At 67.0% G+C, this 16,159-nt stretch carries 11 protein-coding genes; 2 read left to right on the top strand and 9 right to left on the bottom strand.

From position 1 onward, the window contains the following. Positions 1-337 precede the first annotated feature (337 nt). From JX613_RS04025 to JX613_RS03990, 8 genes are all read right to left on the bottom strand, one after another. A complete protein-coding gene (locus tag JX613_RS04025; protein WP_207100182.1) occupies positions 338-1,450 on the bottom strand; it encodes an ABC transporter permease in 1,113 nt (370 codons plus the stop codon). Beyond that, positions 1,450-4,200 carry a ribosome-associated ATPase/putative transporter RbbA gene (gene rbbA, locus JX613_RS04020; protein ID WP_207100181.1) on the bottom strand — a complete coding sequence of 917 codons (2,751 nt, stop codon included), beginning with the start codon at positions 4,198-4,200 and terminating at the stop codon, positions 1,450-1,452. The genes JX613_RS04025 and rbbA overlap by 1 nt, the downstream gene beginning before the upstream one ends. Next, positions 4,197-5,267, bottom strand: coding sequence for an HlyD family secretion protein (locus JX613_RS04015; protein WP_207100180.1), 1,071 nt, complete (start codon positions 5,265-5,267; stop codon positions 4,197-4,199). The genes rbbA and JX613_RS04015 overlap by 4 nt, the downstream gene beginning before the upstream one ends. Positions 5,268-5,717: 450 nt before the next feature. Then, positions 5,718-7,217: an NCS1 family transporter gene (locus JX613_RS04010; protein WP_207100179.1), complete on the bottom strand. Its 1,500-nt coding sequence runs from the start codon at positions 7,215-7,217 to the stop codon at positions 5,718-5,720. Positions 7,218-7,326: 109 nt separating this feature from the next. Further along, a complete protein-coding gene (locus tag JX613_RS04005; RefSeq protein WP_207100178.1) occupies positions 7,327-9,108 on the bottom strand; it encodes a hydantoinase B/oxoprolinase family protein in 1,782 nt (593 codons plus the stop codon). A gap of 1 nt (position 9,109) precedes the next feature. Further along, the gene (locus JX613_RS04000) at positions 9,110-11,185 is read right to left on the bottom strand and encodes a hydantoinase/oxoprolinase family protein (RefSeq protein WP_207100177.1); all 2,076 of its coding nucleotides are present in this window, start codon (positions 11,183-11,185) and stop codon (positions 9,110-9,112) included. A gap of 64 nt (positions 11,186-11,249) precedes the next feature. Continuing rightward, on the bottom strand, positions 11,250-12,596 hold the full coding sequence (locus JX613_RS03995; RefSeq protein ID WP_207100176.1) for an MFS transporter: 1,347 nt from the start codon (positions 12,594-12,596) through the stop codon (positions 11,250-11,252). 87 nt (positions 12,597-12,683) lie between these two features. Then, positions 12,684-13,406 (bottom strand): isochorismatase family protein, encoded by a 723-nt coding sequence (locus JX613_RS03990; protein ID WP_207100175.1) that lies wholly within the window; start codon positions 13,404-13,406, stop codon positions 12,684-12,686. A gap of 186 nt (positions 13,407-13,592) precedes the next feature. Between JX613_RS03990 and JX613_RS03985 the strand changes: the two genes are divergently transcribed. Further along, complete coding sequence (locus tag JX613_RS03985; protein WP_207100174.1) at positions 13,593-14,489, top strand: LysR substrate-binding domain-containing protein; 897 nt, start codon at positions 13,593-13,595, stop codon at positions 14,487-14,489. Between the two features lie 154 nt (positions 14,490-14,643). Continuing rightward, positions 14,644-15,225, top strand: coding sequence for a HutD/Ves family protein (locus tag JX613_RS03980; RefSeq protein WP_207100173.1), 582 nt, complete (start codon positions 14,644-14,646; stop codon positions 15,223-15,225). On the opposite strand, the gene JX613_RS03975 is transcribed toward JX613_RS03980, so the two are convergent. Beyond that, entirely contained in the window at positions 15,207-16,118 is a 912-nt protein-coding gene (locus tag JX613_RS03975; RefSeq protein ID WP_207100172.1) for a LysR family transcriptional regulator, read from the bottom strand. The genes JX613_RS03980 and JX613_RS03975 overlap by 19 nt on opposite strands. Between the last annotated feature and the right edge of the window lie 41 nt (positions 16,119-16,159).

The raw sequence follows: 16,159 nt of genomic DNA, 5'->3' as shown, positions 1-16,159 counted from the left end.
TTCCTCTACCCAATGACCCTCGCGCCGGTATTGACCTGGGTCAAGGGCCTGACCTGCCGGGGCCGGGAAACGCTGCGGGCCGAATGCCCGCGCAACCCGGCCCGCCGCCTGATCTTTCGACTTCGCAGCCCATGCGGTGACAGCAGGTCCAAGAGGCGGGCGGGGGGCTCCGCCCATGTCGCGGGCGTCGGCGTCATGGGGGATTGCTATTCCCCGGCGTCTCGATGTCAGCCATGGGTGGACCAGAAACCGGCTTCGTGCGGAGGGCAGACGGTCACGCCGCAGCCCTGTCCGCGGATGCACGTTCTGACCGGCTTCGCGCAAGGGGGATCGGCGGCTAGCGCAGGAACTGGCGAAAGCGGGACAGCGAGAATGCGAACAGCGTGGCAGATATGACCGCCAGCGCGGCCAACTGCGGCCAGACCACGGCAAGGCCCGCGCCCCGGAACAGCACCGCCTGCGACAGGATCACGAAATGCGTGTTCGGGGCCGCGGACATGATCGCCTGGATGATCTCGGGCATGTTCTCGCGCGGCGTCACGCCGCCCGACAACAGCTGCAGCGGCATCAGCACCATCATCGTCAGCAGCGCGAACTGGGGCATCGACCCGGCCACCGTGGCCAGAAACAGGCCCAGACAGGTCATGGCAAGGATGTCGAGCCCCGCCCCCAGCATGAACAGCGCCCGCGACCCTTCGATCGGCACCGCGAGCAGGGTTTCCACCACGACGAAAAGGCTGAACGCCGTCGCCGCCAGGACCACGGCCCCCATGGACCAGATCTTGCCGGCCATGATCTCGAAGGCGGTGACGGGCATGACCAGCAGGTGCTCGACGGTGCCATGCTCGCGCTCGCGGATCAATGCGGCGCCGGTCAGGATCACCGCCAGCATGGTGATCGCCTCGATCAGTTCGTTGATGGCGCCGAACCACGCCTCGTCCAGTTCGGGGTTGAAGCGGGCGCGCAGGTCCAGTTCTACCGGCAGGCGCCCGGCGGTCCTGTGGCGGGCGAGGAACTCCTCGACCTCGCCGCTGACGATGGACTGGACATAGCCGCCGCCGGAAAACGCCTGCGACATGCGGGTGGCGTCCACGTTCAGCTGGATGGTGGGCGAACGGCCCGCCAGAAGGTCGCGCTGGAAGCCCGGTGGGATGTCGAGCGCGAAGGTATCCAGCCCCGCGTCCATCCGAAGGTCCATCTCGGGCTGCGAAATCAGCCGGGGCGGCATGAAATAGGGCAGATAGAAGGCATTCGTGATGCGCGCCGACAGGGCCGACTGATCCTCGTCCACGATGGCGATGGGCGCGCGGTTCAGGGTCTCGGGCATGGCCTTCGAGCCCATGTAGATCGACAGCGAAAAGGCATAAAGGACCAGCACCAGCAGCATGGTGTTGCGCCCCAGGCCGCGCAGTTCCTTGATCCCCAGATGGACGATGTTGGCCAGCCGCATCAGCGGTCCTGCTTGCGAAGGAAGGCGGCGCCAAGCCCGAGCAGGACGGGGATCGCCGCCAGCAGCGGCAGGAAGGCCCTCGACAGGTCGTCGAAGCCGAGCCCCTTGGAAAAGACCCCGCGCGAAATGGTCATGAAATGGGTCGCCGGATAGATCCGCCCGATGAAGACGCCGACGCCCTGCAACGACGACACCGGGTCGATCATGCCCGAATACTGCGCGGCCGGGATCATGGTCAGCATCACGGTGCCGAAGATCGCCGCGATCTGGCTGCGCATGAAGGTGGACAGAAACAGCCCCATGGCCGTGGCGACCGTGACGTAAAGGAAGGCCGCCGCCGTCAGCGTCGCCAGGCTGCCGGTCAGCGGCACGCGGAACACGGACACCGCGAAACCCGTCAGCAGCAGGAAGTTCACCATCGCGATCCCGACATAGGGAAGCTGCTTGCCCAGCAGGAATTCCAGCCTTGTCACCGGCGTGACGTAGAAGTTGACGATCGAGCCCAGTTCCTTTTCGCGCACGACGCTGAGGACGGCCAGCATCGACGGGATCATCAGCAGCAGCATCGGGATCACCGCCGGCGCCATCGCGTCCAGGCTGCGCACATCGGGGTTGTAGCGATAGCGGACCTCCAGCCGGAAATCGCCCTGCGTGGCGCCCGCGCCGTAACGCTCGCGCGCCTTCTGCGCAAGCCAGGTGGCGTGCATCCCCTCGACATAGCCGCGCACCGTTTCGGCCCGCGACGGCATCGCGCCATCGATCCAGGCGCCGACGGCGGTTTCGCGGCCCCGCGACAGGTCGCGCGCGAAGCCCGGCGGGATTTCCAGCGCCAGCGCGATCTCGCCGCTTTCCATGCGCCGGTCCATGTCGGCATATCCGGCAAGGGGCGGCTTTTCGGTGAAGAAGCGCGAGCCGGACAGTTGCAGCGCATAGTCGCGGCTGATGGTGGTGTCGTCATGGTCGAGAACCGCGAAGGTGAGGTTCTCGACATCCATGTTGATGCCGTAGCCCACCACGAACATCAGGATCAGGCTGCCCACCGTGGCGAGGGTCGCGCGGATCGGATCGCGCAGCAGTTCAAGCGCCTCGCGCCGCGTATAGGCGTAAAGGCGGCGGATATCGAAGAAGCGGCGGCTGCCGCCCGTGGCGGGGCCGGGGCCTGCGCCGAGCGGTTCGGGCGCCATCTCCGCGACCGGCCCGTCGTTTGCCGCATCCTCCAGATGACCGACAAAGGCCGCCTCCAGCGTCGGCGCGCCCCGGCTGGCCACGATGGCCGCGGGCGTGTCGCAGACCAGGACCCTGCCTGCGTGCATCAGCGCGATCCGGTCGCAGCGTTCGGCCTCGTTCATGAAATGGGTCGAGACGAAGACGGTCACGTTCAGGCGCCGCGACAGATCGACGAGGATGGTCCAGAACCCGTCGCGCGCGATGGGATCGACGCCCGAGGTCGGCTCGTCAAGGATCAGCACATTGGGCGCGTGGATCATGGCGACGGCCAGCGACAGGCGCTGGCGGTTGCCCAGCGGCAACGCATCCGGCAGCGCGTCCATGATCCCCGTCAGGCCGAACTGCGCGGCGACCTCGTCCACCCGCGCGGCGATGCGGCCGGGGGCCAGGCCGAACAGGCGGGCGTGAAGCTGCAGATTCTGGCGGACGGTCAGCTCGGAATAAAGCGAAAATCCCTGCGACATATAGCCGACGCGGCGCCTGACCCCGACGTCCTGCGGATCGACCTCGCGGCCGAACAGCAGGGCGCGGCCCTCGCTTGCGTCCAGAAGGCCGGTCAGCATCTTCATGGTGGTCGTCTTGCCGCAGCCGTTCGATCCGATGAAGCCGAAGATCTCGCCGCGAGCGATGCGGAAGCTGACATCGTCCACCGCCGTGAAGTCGCCGAACCGCCGGGTCAGGTGATCGGCCTCGATCGCCGCCTCGCCCCCGGTGTCCGCAGGCCGGGGCGGGATGACGACCTTGCGGTAGCCCTCGCGCCGTGCCGCCGGCAGCAGGGCGATGAAGGCCGCGTCCAGGTCGGTGGTCCCGGTGCGCTCCAGAAGCTCGGCCGCGGTGCCGCAGGCCAGCACCTGCCCGCCGTCCATGGCGACAAGCCGGTCGAAGCGGGCAGCCTCCTCCATATAGGCGGTGGCGACGACGACGCTCATGCCGTCGCGGCTTTCGCGGATGCGCTCGATCAGCTGCCAGAATTGCCTGCGCGCAAGCGGATCGATGCCGGTGGTCGGCTCGTCGAGGATCAGCAGGTCGGGATCATGGATCAGCGCACAGCAAAGCCCCAGCTTCTGCTTCATGCCCCCCGACAGCTTGGCAGCGGGCCGCCCGGCGAAGGGGGCCAAGCCGGTGGCGTCCAGAAGCCCCCGGATGCGCTGTTCGCGTTCGCCTTTCCCCTGCCCGAACAGGCGGCCGAAGAAGTCCACGTTGTCGAAAACCGACAGCGTCGGATAAAGGTTGCGCCCAAGGCCCTGGGGCATGTAGGCGATGCGCGGATAGGCGCCGCGCCGATGCGCGGGGTCGGCCATGTCGCCGCCCAGGACCTCGACCCGGCCGGTCTGGATCCTGCGGCTGCCGGCGATCAGCGACAGCAGGCTGGACTTGCCGACGCCGTCCGGGCCGATCAGCCCGACCATGCAGCCCGACGGAATATCAAGCGTCACCGCGTCCAGCGCGCGCGTCTTTCCATGGGAAAGGCTGACGCTGTCCAGCCGGGCCACCGGATGCGCAGCGGCGGCACCGGCGTTCATTGAAGCAGCGTCCCCTGCAGGGCGGCGGGCCATTCGGCATCGGGGTCAAGGCGGACATGGGCGACGCCGGGCAGGCCGGTCTTGACCTGCTGGATGTATTTCCGCAGCAGTTCGGGCGGGATCCGGGCCTTGATGCGGAACATCAGCTTCTGGCGTTCCTCTTCGGTCTCGACCGTCTTGGGCGTGAACTGCGCCACATCGGCCACGAAGGTCGCCCTTGCCGGGATGACGTATTGCGGGGCGGCGTCCAGGACGAGCCGGACCTCCGTGCCGATCGCCACGCGTCCGGCCTGCGCCGTGGGCAGGAAGAACGTCATGTAGACATCGCCCAGATCGACAAGGCTCAGCACCCGGCCGCCGCTGCCCAGCACCTCGCCCGGCTCGGCCACCCGGTATTGCACCCGTCCGTCCCGGGGCGATCGCAGCGTCGCGTCGTCGATTTCGGCGGCGATGCTCTCGATGGCCGCCTGCGCGGATTCGACCGCCGCCTGCGCATCCACCACCTGCGCGCGGGCCGCGTTGATGGCCGCCTCGCTGGCGGCAAGCTGGGCCTCGGCCGCCGCGACGGCGGCCACGGCGCTGCGTTCGGCGGCGCGGTCGTTGTCGAGGATCTGCCGGGACACCGTGTTGCTGGTCGCCAGCCGTTCCGAGCGTTGCAGGGTCTGCTCGGCGGCATCGCGCTCGGCCTCGCGCTGCGCGACAACGGCGGCCGCCTGGGTCCGCTCGGCTTGCCGCTGGACGATCAGCAGCCTGGCGGTATCGACGCCGATCCCGGCGCGCCGAAGCTGCGCCTCGGCCTGCCGGCGCTGCGCTTCAAGCTGGGCCGTGTCCATGCGGGCCAGCACGTCGCCCGTCTTCACGAAATCGCCCTCGTCCACGAGGATCTCTCGGATGCGCCCGGGCGACTTTGCGGACACGTCGATCTCGACCGCCTCGATGCGGCCATTGCCGCTGGCGAAGCCGTCCGGCAAGGCGCCGTCACGGGATTGCCGCCAGGCGACGTATCCGCCGACCGCCAGCAGCGCCAGCACGCCGATGATGATCCAGAGGCGCCGGTCCGTCTTCATCGCGGGGCGACCCGATCGCTGGTGGCGGGCTGATGGGATGCGCCGACAGGCCTGGGTGGGGTGGCGCCCAAGTGGGGGACGATGCGCATGACTGCTCGGATGGGCTGGACCGTGTCCTGCCGCCGGGGCCGGCTTGCCGGCTTGTCGGCTTTGGCGGGTGACAGGGCGATCCCGAACATGCCGGCGCTCCACAGCGGTGATCCATTCGGCATCAAGACCAGAATGCCGCCGCCGCGACGTTGATCTGCGTCAAGTGCCGTCGCAAGAACCATCCAGGCACGCGGCGCGAAACCTGTATCGGCGCTCGATGGGGCAGGAAGCCGCCGCTCCGGTCCCGAAGGCCGCCCGGGCCGTCAGCCCGGATCCGGCGCACGCTTCGGCAGGTCCATCCTTGATTTCCGGCCCCCATGACCGAGAGCCGGGAACCCGCGTTCCCGGCTTTTTCGTTGCCTACAGGTCCTCTCGATCGGCTGGGCTGCCCGCTCCGCATCGGGTCCGGGCAAAGCGCCCGCCGCCCAGATGCACCCAGTCCATGCCCACCGAGGCGGCCAGATAGTCGTCGGCGGCGCCCTGCAGTTCCATCTGGGCATGGCGCGGCAGCACCAGCACCTTCATCAGCGCCAGATAGACAAGAAAACCCAGGGGAAAGCCGATCACGAAGGCAAAGGCCGACCACCAGGCCGCGACGGCGCCTGCCAGCAGCCAGGCGATCAGCCCCGCCGGGTTGAAGCCGCCTGTGTAGCGGTACTGGCCCTCGGGGTCGTAAAGCGCAGGCACGTTCAGCCGGCGGCGGCGGATCACATAATAATCCGCCACCATGATGCCGCCGATGGCCGACAGGAAGGCCCCGTAATAGCCCAGGAAGACGAACAGGTTGTCCAGGATCTGCCAGGGAAAGCACAGCGTGCCCACCACGCCCGCGATCACCACCGCCATGCGATAGTTGATGACGCGCGGCGCCAGGTTGATGAAGGTCAGCGCGGCCGGGATCAGGTTGGCCGAGTTGTTGGTGGACCATTGCGCCAGCACCACCAGGATCAGCAGCACCAGCAGCGCGACCCCCTGGGCGTCGCCCTGGATCACCTCGACCGGGTTCCAGTTGCCGGTGGCGATGAAGGACACCGCGCCGATGCCCGCGATCATCGCCTGCGTCAGGGGCAGGGCCACCAGTTGCGCCAGGAAGATCGCCTTGTTGCGCCGGACGAAGCTGCGGGTGCCGGTGCGGGTTTTGACAAACCGCGTCAGGTTCGGGATGTCGATCGCCATGGTGGACCAGAAGCTCATGTTGGCGATGAACAGCACGATCAGGGATGCCTGGCCTTCGGCGCGGAAGGTCCAGATGTTGAGGCCCCTGGTTTCCGCGAGGCCTTCCAGCGTGAAATACATCCAGACGGAAATCGCGATGATCGCGGGCGCGGCCAGCGAGGCCAGCCGTTCCACCGACTTGATGCCCAGCATGGTATTGGCGACCTGCACGGCTGCGAAGATTGCATACCACAGGAACCAGTTGGAAAAGCCGAAGGTATATTCGCCGATCCCGTTCAGCGCAAGCGCGCCCAGATAGGTCTGGATGCCGAACCACATCGCCGCCACGATGCCCCGCGAGACGGCGGGCAGGTGCGTGCCGTGGATGCCGAAAGGCGCGCGCAGATAGACCGCGAAGGACAGCCCGTGTTCGGTGCCGATATCGGCGGTGGCCAGCATCAGCGCGCCGATGGCCAAGTTGGCAAGCCCGATCGTCAGCGCGACCGTGGCCAGGTCGAAGCCGCCCTGGATGCCCGTGGCCCCCAGCGAATAGGTGGCGATGATAACCGCGATACCCACCCAGATCCAGGCATAGCCCAGCGTGCCGATGGGCCGCTGGCTGGCCCGGGTGGGCAGGATGCTTTCCTCGATCAGGCTGGTGCGGTCCCGTCCGGCGGACAGGCCGCCGTCTTGTGTCATTGTCATGATGCTTATCCCTGTGCGTTGGTGACCTGCGGCCGTCGCGCGGTGGATCACCCCGCGCGGCCGTTCTTGTCGGAAAGGAAAGGGCCGCGCGATGCGGCCCCCGTCCGGTTCAGTCGTGGCGCCGCATCGCGAAGCGCAGCTTTTCCGTGACCGCCATGTCCACCGTCTCACTTTCAAGGTCGATGGCGACGCCGTAAACCTCTCGGGCGCGTTCGACGGAACAGAACCCGTCCAGGACATCCTCCAGCACCTTGCGGGGCGCGCGGTTAAGCGGGTTGCCGTAACCGCCGCCGTTCGGGCTGTAATAGGTCATCACGTCGTCCGCCCCGACCGCGAGGCCCGAGAACTTGGAATGCATCTCGATCTCCTCGCCCGGCCTGTTCGGGTTGCTGATCGTGCAGCGCCCGACCGCGCCATCCTGGCCGCCGAAGATGCCCCAGGGCGCGTCGGTGTGGCGTTCGGATTCGTGGGTGATGAAGGCGGGCGTCAGCACCCGCTGGGCCTTCACCACCCCGATGCCGCCCCGGAATTCCCCCGCGCCCGGAGGCGCGTCGTCGCGCAATTCATAGCGGTCGCAGATCATGGGGATATGCATCGCCAGGTCTTCCAGCGGGTTGTTGCGGGTGTTGGCCATCAGGTTGTCGATGCTGTCGGGCCCGTCGCTGCGCGGCCGCCCGCCATAGGCGCCCTCGTTCACCTCCAGGAACACCCAGTAGTCGCCCGACGGGCGCACCCCCGAATAGGCCGCGAAGCTGATGGATGCCGACGATCCCGCGATCACCTGTTCCGGCATCACCGGGGCCAGGGCGCGGATGATCAGGTCGATCATGCGGTTGCACTGGGTGAACCGCGCCTCGGCCGAGGCAGGCGCGCGGGGGTTGAAGATCGACCCCAGCGGCGCCGTGACCTTGATGGGGCGGAACGACCCTTCGTTCGACGGCACCCGCGTGTCCGATGTTGCGGCGTCCAGCAGCAGCTTGCGGAAACCCGCATACGCCGCGACCTTGGTGGACCCCTCGAAGGGCACGTTATAAGCGGTGGGGGTCTGGTCGGCGGACCCGGTCAGGTCCACCTCGACCTCGTCGCCGCGCACGCGGACCGTCACCTTGACCTTCAGCCGCTGGTCGCGGTTGCGGCCGTCGTCGTCCAGCCAGCCCTCGGCGGTGTAATCGCCGTCGGGGATTTCGCTGATCCGCTGCCGGGTCATGCGCTCGGCGTAATCCATCAACTGGTTGGCCGCGCCGAAGACGATATCCTCGCCGTATTTTTCCAGCAGTTCGACAAAGCGGCGCGCGCCCAGGCGGGCCGATGCGATCTGCGCCTCGATATCCATCACCAACTGCCCCGCCGCGCGGGAATTGCGGCGGATATAGTTCCACATGGCGTTGTTGGGTTCGCCCTTGCGGTAAAGCTTGGTGCCCGCGAACAGCATCCCCTCGGCATAGACATCGGGCACGTCGATGATCAGGCCCGGCGTGGCCGCGCCGATATCGACATGATGCGCGGTGTTCCCGGCAAAGCCCACCAGCCGCCCGTGGAAGAAGACCGGCACGACGATGGCCAGATCCGGCGTATGCGAGGATCCGTGATAGGGATGGTTGTGGACCACCGCGTCGCCTTCATACCATTCGCCATCCTCCAGCGTCTCGGCAATGCCGCGCAGGTATCCGGGGATGGATCCGATATGCATCGGCGTCGATTCGGATTCGCACAGCGTGTTGAAGTTCGTGTCGAACAGCCCCGCGCCCAGATCCTGGCTTTCCCGGATGATCGAGGAGAATGACATCCGGTAAAGGACATGCCCCATCTCCTCGGCGATGGTCTCGAAGGCGCCGCGGATCACTTGCAGCGTGATCGGATCGACCTCGGTGATCTTGGTCATCTGGTTCATGTCAGGCCCCCTTGCCGATGCGCGTGTTGCCGAAGTCCAGTGTCTCGGCCACGTAGCCGGGCGGAACCAGGGTGGTGGAATTGTGCTGGACCAGGATCGCGGGCCCCGGCACGCGGTCGCCCGCATAAAGCCTGGTGCGGTCATAGCGCGGCGTTTCCAGCGTCCGGCCGCAGTCGAAGGTGGTCGGGCGCACGAACATCAGCGCCCGGTCGATGGACGATCCGTCGGTGGGCCGGACCTTGGGGATCTGGATCCGGCGCACGCTGGCCGAGCCGATGACCCGCAGCGTGATCAGCTCGACCTCGGCCTTGCGATAGGCATAGCCGTAGTCCTGTTCATGCGCGTCGTGGAAGCTGTCGATGATGACCTGCTTGTTCCCTTGGGTCAGCGGCCCGTCGGGGAAATCCGCGCGCAGTTCGAAGCCCTGCCCCTGGTAACGGCATTCCGCGATGATCTTCAGCGACTGGTCCGCGCGGGCGATGCCGTCGGCATCCAGTTCGTCATGGACGCATTGGCACAGCCGTTCGATATGGCCGTTGATGCGGGCGATGTCGGCATCCGTGGCGGTGTTCAGGATCAGGATCCCGGCCTCGGTATGTTCGTATTGCAGGTCGGTCTTCAGCAGGCCCACGGCCGCCGTGATGCCCGGCGCCACCGGCACGATCACGTCGCGCGCGCTGACCGCCTCGGCCAGGGCCACGCCATGCAGCGGGCCCGCGCCGCCAAAGGGCATGATGGAAAATTCACGCGGGTCGATGCCGCGCGCGACCGAGTTCGACCGGATCGCCAACGCCATGTTGTTGTTGATGATCTTGATGATGCCAAGCGCCGCGTCCTTCACGGACATGCCCAGGGGCTTGGCGATCTTCTCCTCGACCGCCTTGCGGGCCAGGTCCGCGTCCAGCCGCAGGTCGCCACCAAGCGCCATGTCGGGGTCCAGCCGGCCCAGCACGATCTGCGCGTCGGTAACAGTGGGTTCTTCCCCACCCCGGCCATAGCAGGCGGGACCGGGTTCGGACCCGGCGGAACGCGGGCCGACGTTGAAGGCGCCCGCCTCGTCGATGAAGGCCACCGATCCGCCGCCCGCGCCGATGGTCACAAGGTCGATCATCGGCGTCAGCACCGGATAGCCCGACACATAGGTGTCGCGCTGATTCATGATCTTCAACTGCCCGCCGGGAATGGTGGAAATATCGGCCGAGGTGCCGCCGATATCGACGGTGATGATGTTGGGCGTGCCCGCCATCTCGCCTTCGGACGCGCCGCCGATGACGCCGCCCGCGGGGCCGGACATCAGGATGCGGATCGGGCGGCGGGCGCAGCTGTCAACCGTGGACACGCCGCCGTTCGACTGCATGATCCGCAGCTTCGAGGTGACGCCCGCCTCGCGCAGGCGGGCATCCAGGTCGCGCAGGTAATAGGCGGTCTTGGGCCCGACATAGCAGTTCATCGCCGCGGTCGAGAAGCGTTCGTATTCCCGCATCACGCGGGCCAGTTCCGACGACATGGTGACATAGGCGCCGGGGATCTCCTCCAGCACGATCTCTTTCGCGCGGGCCTCGTGGGCGTCGTTGAGGAAGCTGAACATGAAGCCGATCACGACCGATCCGATGCCGCGCTTGCGAAACAGCGCGCAGGCGTCGCGCACGGCCTGTTCGTCCAGGGGTTCGGCGATTTCCCCGGTGGGCGGCAGGATGCGTTCGCGCACGGCGATGCGGTTGCGGCGCTTGACCAGCGGCTGGCTTTGCCAGGGCACGTCGAAATGCAGGCTGAAGTTATACGGGCGCTTGTGCCGCCCGATATGCAGGATGTCGCGGAAGCCATGCGTGGTGATCATCCCGCATTCCGCGCCGTTGTGTTCGATGGTGATGTTGGTCGCGGTCGTGGTGCCGTGGACGATGGTCTCCACCTCGGCCGGGTCGATGCCCGCCATGGTGCAGATCCCCCGCACGCCCTGGACCACGCCGATCGACTGGTTCTTCAGCGTGGTCGGAACCTTGTGGTAAAAGACACCCTTCGCACATTCCAGGACGAGATCGGTATTCGTCCCGCCCACATCGACGCCAATCCTGGCCATGTGATACCTCTCCGTTGTGATTTGTTGCATGGTCCCGGAACGGCCCGGCGGCCGTTCCGCGCGATCAGGTCCGCTGGGAAATCGCGGGGCGCAGTTCATCCCCGGTTCCGGCGGCGCGGCGGCTGCCTTGGCTTTGGAAGGACCGGCCCGCGGTTTCGGGCGACATCATCGTCACCACAAGCGCGATTCCGGCGATGACCGTGATATAGATGGCCGGCGCCAGGCGGTTGTCCGAGACCGCGATTAGCCAGGTCGCCACAAAGGGCGCCGTGCCGCCAAAGACCGCATAGGCGATGTTGTAGGTGACCGCCGAGGCGGTATAGCGCACCCGTGTCGGAAACACCTCGCACAGCAGGACGGCGGTGACGACATTGGCGGTGACGGCCCCCAGGGCAAGCAGCACCTGGGCGCTGACGGCGGCAATCACCGTGCCGTCCGAGGCCAGGTTGTAGGCCGGGATCGACAGCCCACCCAGCAGGATGGCCGAGGCCGCCATGGTGGGCTTGCGGCCCATGCGGTCGCACAGCCTGCCGATGAAAGGGGCCATCAGCGTCGCGGCCAGCAGGGCCACCACGTTCGACAGCAGGACCTGGCGCGTGTCCATGCCCACCACCGTGCGCAGGAAGGTTGTCATGTAGGTCGAGAAGATATAGAAGGACAGCGCCGTCAGGCTGATGTAGCAGCCCAGCCGGACCATCGGGCGCCATTCGTCACGCAGCGTTTCGCGCAGGGGCGAATGCTCGGCGGCGGGGGCATCCAGCACCTGCTGGAACAAGGGGCTTTCGTCCAGCCTGTGCCGGATGTACAGCGCGACCAGGCCCAGCGGCGCGGCGATCAGGAACGGGATGCGCCATCCCCAGGCGTGCATCTGGTCGGTAGTCAGCAGGACGGTCAGCAGATAGGAACACAGTGCCGCCAGCGCGAAGGAGGCAAAGGTCGCCGCAGGCATATAGCTGGAATAACGCGAGCGCCGGTGGTCTGGCGCATGTTCGATGACATAGGTCACCGCCCCGGCATATTCGCCGCCCGCCGAAAACCCCTGCACGCAGCGCGCCACCGTCAGCAGGATGGGAGCCCAGATCCCGATGGCGTGATGGCTGGGCAGCAGGCCGATCGCGGCGGTGGCGGCCGACATCAGAAGGACGGTCAGGGCCAGCACGCGCTTGCGGCCCAGACGGTCCCCCATCAGGCCGAAATAGGCCCCGCCTACGGGGCGCAGGGCAAAGGCCACCGCAAAGATCGCAAAGGTCTGCAGCAATCCGGCCAACTGGTTTCCCGGCGGAAAGAAGGTCACGGCGATGATCGGCGCCATGAAGCCATAGATCGCGAAATCGAACCATTCGATCATCGTTCCGGCCACTGCGGCCGTCGTGACCTTGCGCAGCGTCGCGGGATCCGCGTGCTCTGTCATTGTCATCTTCCCTGTCTTGTTGTTGTTGCTGTCACCCCGAGGCGCGGGCCGCAGTGAAAAGGGCGCCCTCGCGGGCGCCCTTGGGGATCATTCGGCCGCGATCTTCTGCCCGCCGAGGCCTTCGAGATAGGCCACGCATTCATCCACGCTGTGCACGTCGCCGAACTTGGCGTCGATGTCGAACAGGTTCCAGGCCACCGCGCCGGGCACCCGGTCGCCGATGCATTCGCGGACCGCGATGGTGCGGAAGCCGTCGGCGATGCCGTCGCAGATCGTCTGGCGCACGCAGGCGCAGGCGGTGACGCCCGTCACCAGGATCGTGTCCACGTTGTTGGCGCGCAGGATGCCCGCCAGTTCCGTGCCGTGGAAGGACGAGGCGCGCTTCTTCAGCAGCGTGTATTCACCCTCGACCGGGGCGATGCGGCTGTCGATGGCCCACAGATCCTTGTTCTTCAGGTCCACCACGTCCACGGGGATCTTGTTGTGCCACAGGCCCATGTCGGTGAAATCGGCGTTGCGGTCGGTGATCTCGTAGGCGGTGGTCACATGGACCACGGGCAGGTTCTGCGCGCGGAAGGCACGCAGCAGCTTCTGCATCCCCGGGATGATCTCGTTGTCCATCTTCTCCTGGTCGCAGGTGAAGGGATTGCCCGGCCGGGTCCAGGCATTGGCCAGGTCCACGCTGACCAGGGCCGGGCGCTTGCCGAAGCCCACGCGCCGCTGGAAGCCGCGTTCCTGGTAAAGCTTGCTGGCGGTGTCGAAGGCCTCTTGCAGCAGCCGGTCCAGTTCCTTGGTGTCCACTTCGCTCATCGTCATGATCCTTGTCTTGTTGAAGCGGGTGCATGGCTGCACCCCATGTCCCGAGCCGTCCTCGATCCCCGTTCAGGCTGATGATCCGCTGCTCTGAAGCCATATTCCCTGCTTCGTTGACCCAGGGGAAATGGCGTGTCAGCAATTATTCATGCGCCATGCGCATCAATCAGGGGGTGCCATTCCATGAGCGATTATCCCGGCATCGAGAATGTCCATTCCTTTGTCACCCTTGCCGAGGAACTGAGCTTCCGCCGCGCGGCGGAACGGCTGCACCTGGACCAGTCGGCGCTCAGCCGCCGGATCCAGAAGCTTGAATCGGCCCTGGGTTTCCGGCTGCTGGAACGCACCACGCGCGAGGTCAGCCTGACCCAGGCCGGGCGCAGCTTCTATGAGGACAACGCCCATCTGCTGCGGGACTACGAATCGTCGATCCAGCTGGCCCGGCGCATTGCCCAGGGCAAGCTGGGGTCGCTGAACGTGGGCTACATGGCCTTTGCGGCAACCGAACTGATGCCCGCGGCGGTCGCGCGGTTCCGGCAGGCCCACCCCGAGGTGGACCTGAAGATCCGCTATATCCGCACGCAGGGCCAGAAGATCGCCCTGGCCAACAACGAGATCGACCTGGGCTACATGATCGGTCCCTTCGATCACGGGGATTACCACAGCCTGACGCTGTCGATCGAACCGCTGTATGTGGTGACGCCGCGCAACCACGCGCTGCTGCGCCTGCCCGTGGTCACGCCCGCCGACCTGGCCGGGCAGGACATCATCCTGGGCGACACCCACGAATGGGAGGAATACCGCTGGCGCCTGGCCAACCTGTTCAGCGCCGAAGGAATATCGCTGAACATCGCCATCGAGGCATCGAACACCCTGGCCCTGCTGGGCCTGGTCGCTGCGGGCCTTGGCGTGACCGTTTATCCCGAAAGCCTGATCGGCTTTCTGGGCCGCAGCGTCGAGGTGCGGCCGATCATGCACCCGCTGTTCCGCATCCGCACCATTCTTGCGTGGAAACGGTCAAACCGGTCAACGCAGGTCCGCGATTTCGTCGACGTGGCCAAGCTGGCCGGGATGCGCTGAAGGGCGGCGTGCGGCTTCATCCGTCCCGACCGGATCGGAAGATCCTGTCAGGTGCTTCCGGTATCCGGCACCTTGAGAGAGGCCGGCAGGCGCCATTGCAGCGCCGGCCTGACCGCGCCAAGGTGATGTTCCCCTGGACAAGGCGAGAAAACGGATGCGGCTGATCCCTTACTCCGAACTGACCGCGGCCCCGTGGAAGAACGGCGGCGGGGAAACGCGCGAGATCGCGGCCTTTCCGCCCGGCGCGGGGTTCGACGATTTCGACTGGCGCCTGTCGATCGCGACCATTGCCGGGGACGGGGCATTTTCCGCCTTTCCGGGCATCGACCGCACCCTTGTCCTGCTGTCAGGGAATGGCGTCGCCCTGCAACTGGACGACGGGGCGGAACAAGTCCTGAAGCCCGGCGATCTTCTGGCATTTGCAGGCGAACAGGCGGTGCGGTCGCGTCTTCTGGACGGTATCGTGCGGGATCTGAACTTCATGGGGCGCCGGGGCCGGGCCACGGCGCGGGTGGACCGGGTGGCGTTGCAGGACAGGGCAAGCCTTGATCTTGGACCCGGCGGCGGGGCGGTCGTCCTGCGGGACGGGCGGGCAAGCCTGCCGGACGGAACAGGCCTGGGCCAGGGCGACACGATCCTGTGCGATCCCGGCCGTGGGGAAAGGGTCACGCTGACCGGCAGGGCCGATCTTGTCGTGGTCCGGTTCGGCCTGGGCGATCAGCCGGTCGCGGGCTGACCGGGGGCCATCGCCTTGACGCAAAAGCGCAGAAAGGCGGCTGCCGTGGCGGTCGGGGGCAGGCTTGCTGCCCGCGCGATGGCGATGCGGCTTGGGGGCAGGCTGCCGGTCAGCGCCAGCCGCACCACGCGCCCGCCGTCATAGGCCAGATCATGCGGCAGGTCGGTCGCCAGCAGGCCCACGCCCAGGCCGTTGGCGACCATGGCGCGCAGCATCTCGACCGAGGCGGTTTCGGCGGCGATGCGGGGCGTCACCCCGCAGATCTGGAACAGCGACAGGAAATAGCCCCGGCTGTGGGGCAGGTTGATCAGCACCACCGGATCGGCGGCCAGATTCGCCAGCGCCACGGCGCCCGCCGCCGCCAGACGGTGATCGGGCGGCACAAGGGCATGGGGCGGCACGGCCTGCAACGGCGTCAGCGCCAGATCCGCCGGAAAGCCGGTGTCATAGACCAGGGCCAGGTCGATGCGGCCCCGGCGCAACCCCTGTTCCAGATCCGCCAGGTCGCCTTCCACCAGCGTGATCCGCGCGCCGGGGTGGCGCTCGGCAAAGCCGCGCATCAGGCGCGGCGCATGGCGCGGGCCCAGCGTGGAATAGACCCCCAGCACCAGCTCGCCCTCGGGGCCCGTGGCGGGGGCAAGGGTCGCGCGGACCTGGGCCATCAGGCCTTCAAGCGCCGCCAGCTTCTGCCGCCCGAAGGGGGTGGGCTGCATCCCCTGCCCGGGCAGGCGCAGGAACAGCGGCTGGCCGAAATGCGCCTCGATCAGCGCCACCGCTTGGGACACCGAGGGCTGCGAGACATTCACCGCCCGCGCGGCGGCGGCGGTCGATCCGGTTTCCGCGACCGCCAGCAGATAGGTGATCTGGCGAAGTCCGAAGGGTATAGGCTGCATCGATTCCCCATATCCGAAACGATGATTTCCATCTATACCCG

The sequence above is a fragment of the Paracoccus shandongensis genome, from assembly GCF_017315735.1.
Taxonomy (GTDB): domain Bacteria; phylum Pseudomonadota; class Alphaproteobacteria; order Rhodobacterales; family Rhodobacteraceae; genus Paracoccus; species Paracoccus shandongensis.
Note: the sequence above shows the minus strand (reverse complement) of the source record. Positions and strands in the feature narration are given on the sequence as shown.

What these genes read in the sequence shown, in the direction of transcription:
- JX613_RS04025 (WP_207100182.1), bottom strand. Translation starts at nt 1,450, where the DNA reads ATGCGGCTGGCCAACATCGTCCATCTGGGGATCAAGGAACTGCGCGGC.
- rbbA (WP_207100181.1), bottom strand. Translation starts at nt 4,200, where the DNA reads ATGAACGCCGGTGCCGCCGCTGCGCATCCGGTGGCCCGGCTGGACAGC.
- JX613_RS04015 (WP_207100180.1), bottom strand. Translation starts at nt 5,267, where the DNA reads ATGAAGACGGACCGGCGCCTCTGGATCATCATCGGCGTGCTGGCGCTG.
- JX613_RS04010 (WP_207100179.1), bottom strand. Translation starts at nt 7,217, where the DNA reads ATGACAATGACACAAGACGGCGGCCTGTCCGCCGGACGGGACCGCACC.
- JX613_RS04005 (WP_207100178.1), bottom strand. Translation starts at nt 9,108, where the DNA reads ATGAACCAGATGACCAAGATCACCGAGGTCGATCCGATCACGCTGCAA.
- JX613_RS04000 (WP_207100177.1), bottom strand. Translation starts at nt 11,185, where the DNA reads ATGGCCAGGATTGGCGTCGATGTGGGCGGGACGAATACCGATCTCGTC.
- JX613_RS03995 (WP_207100176.1), bottom strand. Translation starts at nt 12,596, where the DNA reads ATGACAGAGCACGCGGATCCCGCGACGCTGCGCAAGGTCACGACGGCC.
- JX613_RS03990 (WP_207100175.1), bottom strand. Translation starts at nt 13,406, where the DNA reads ATGAGCGAAGTGGACACCAAGGAACTGGACCGGCTGCTGCAAGAGGCC.
- JX613_RS03985 (WP_207100174.1), top strand. Translation starts at nt 13,593, where the DNA reads ATGAGCGATTATCCCGGCATCGAGAATGTCCATTCCTTTGTCACCCTT.
- JX613_RS03980 (WP_207100173.1), top strand. Translation starts at nt 14,644, where the DNA reads ATGCGGCTGATCCCTTACTCCGAACTGACCGCGGCCCCGTGGAAGAAC.
- JX613_RS03975 (WP_207100172.1), bottom strand. Translation starts at nt 16,118, where the DNA reads ATGCAGCCTATACCCTTCGGACTTCGCCAGATCACCTATCTGCTGGCG.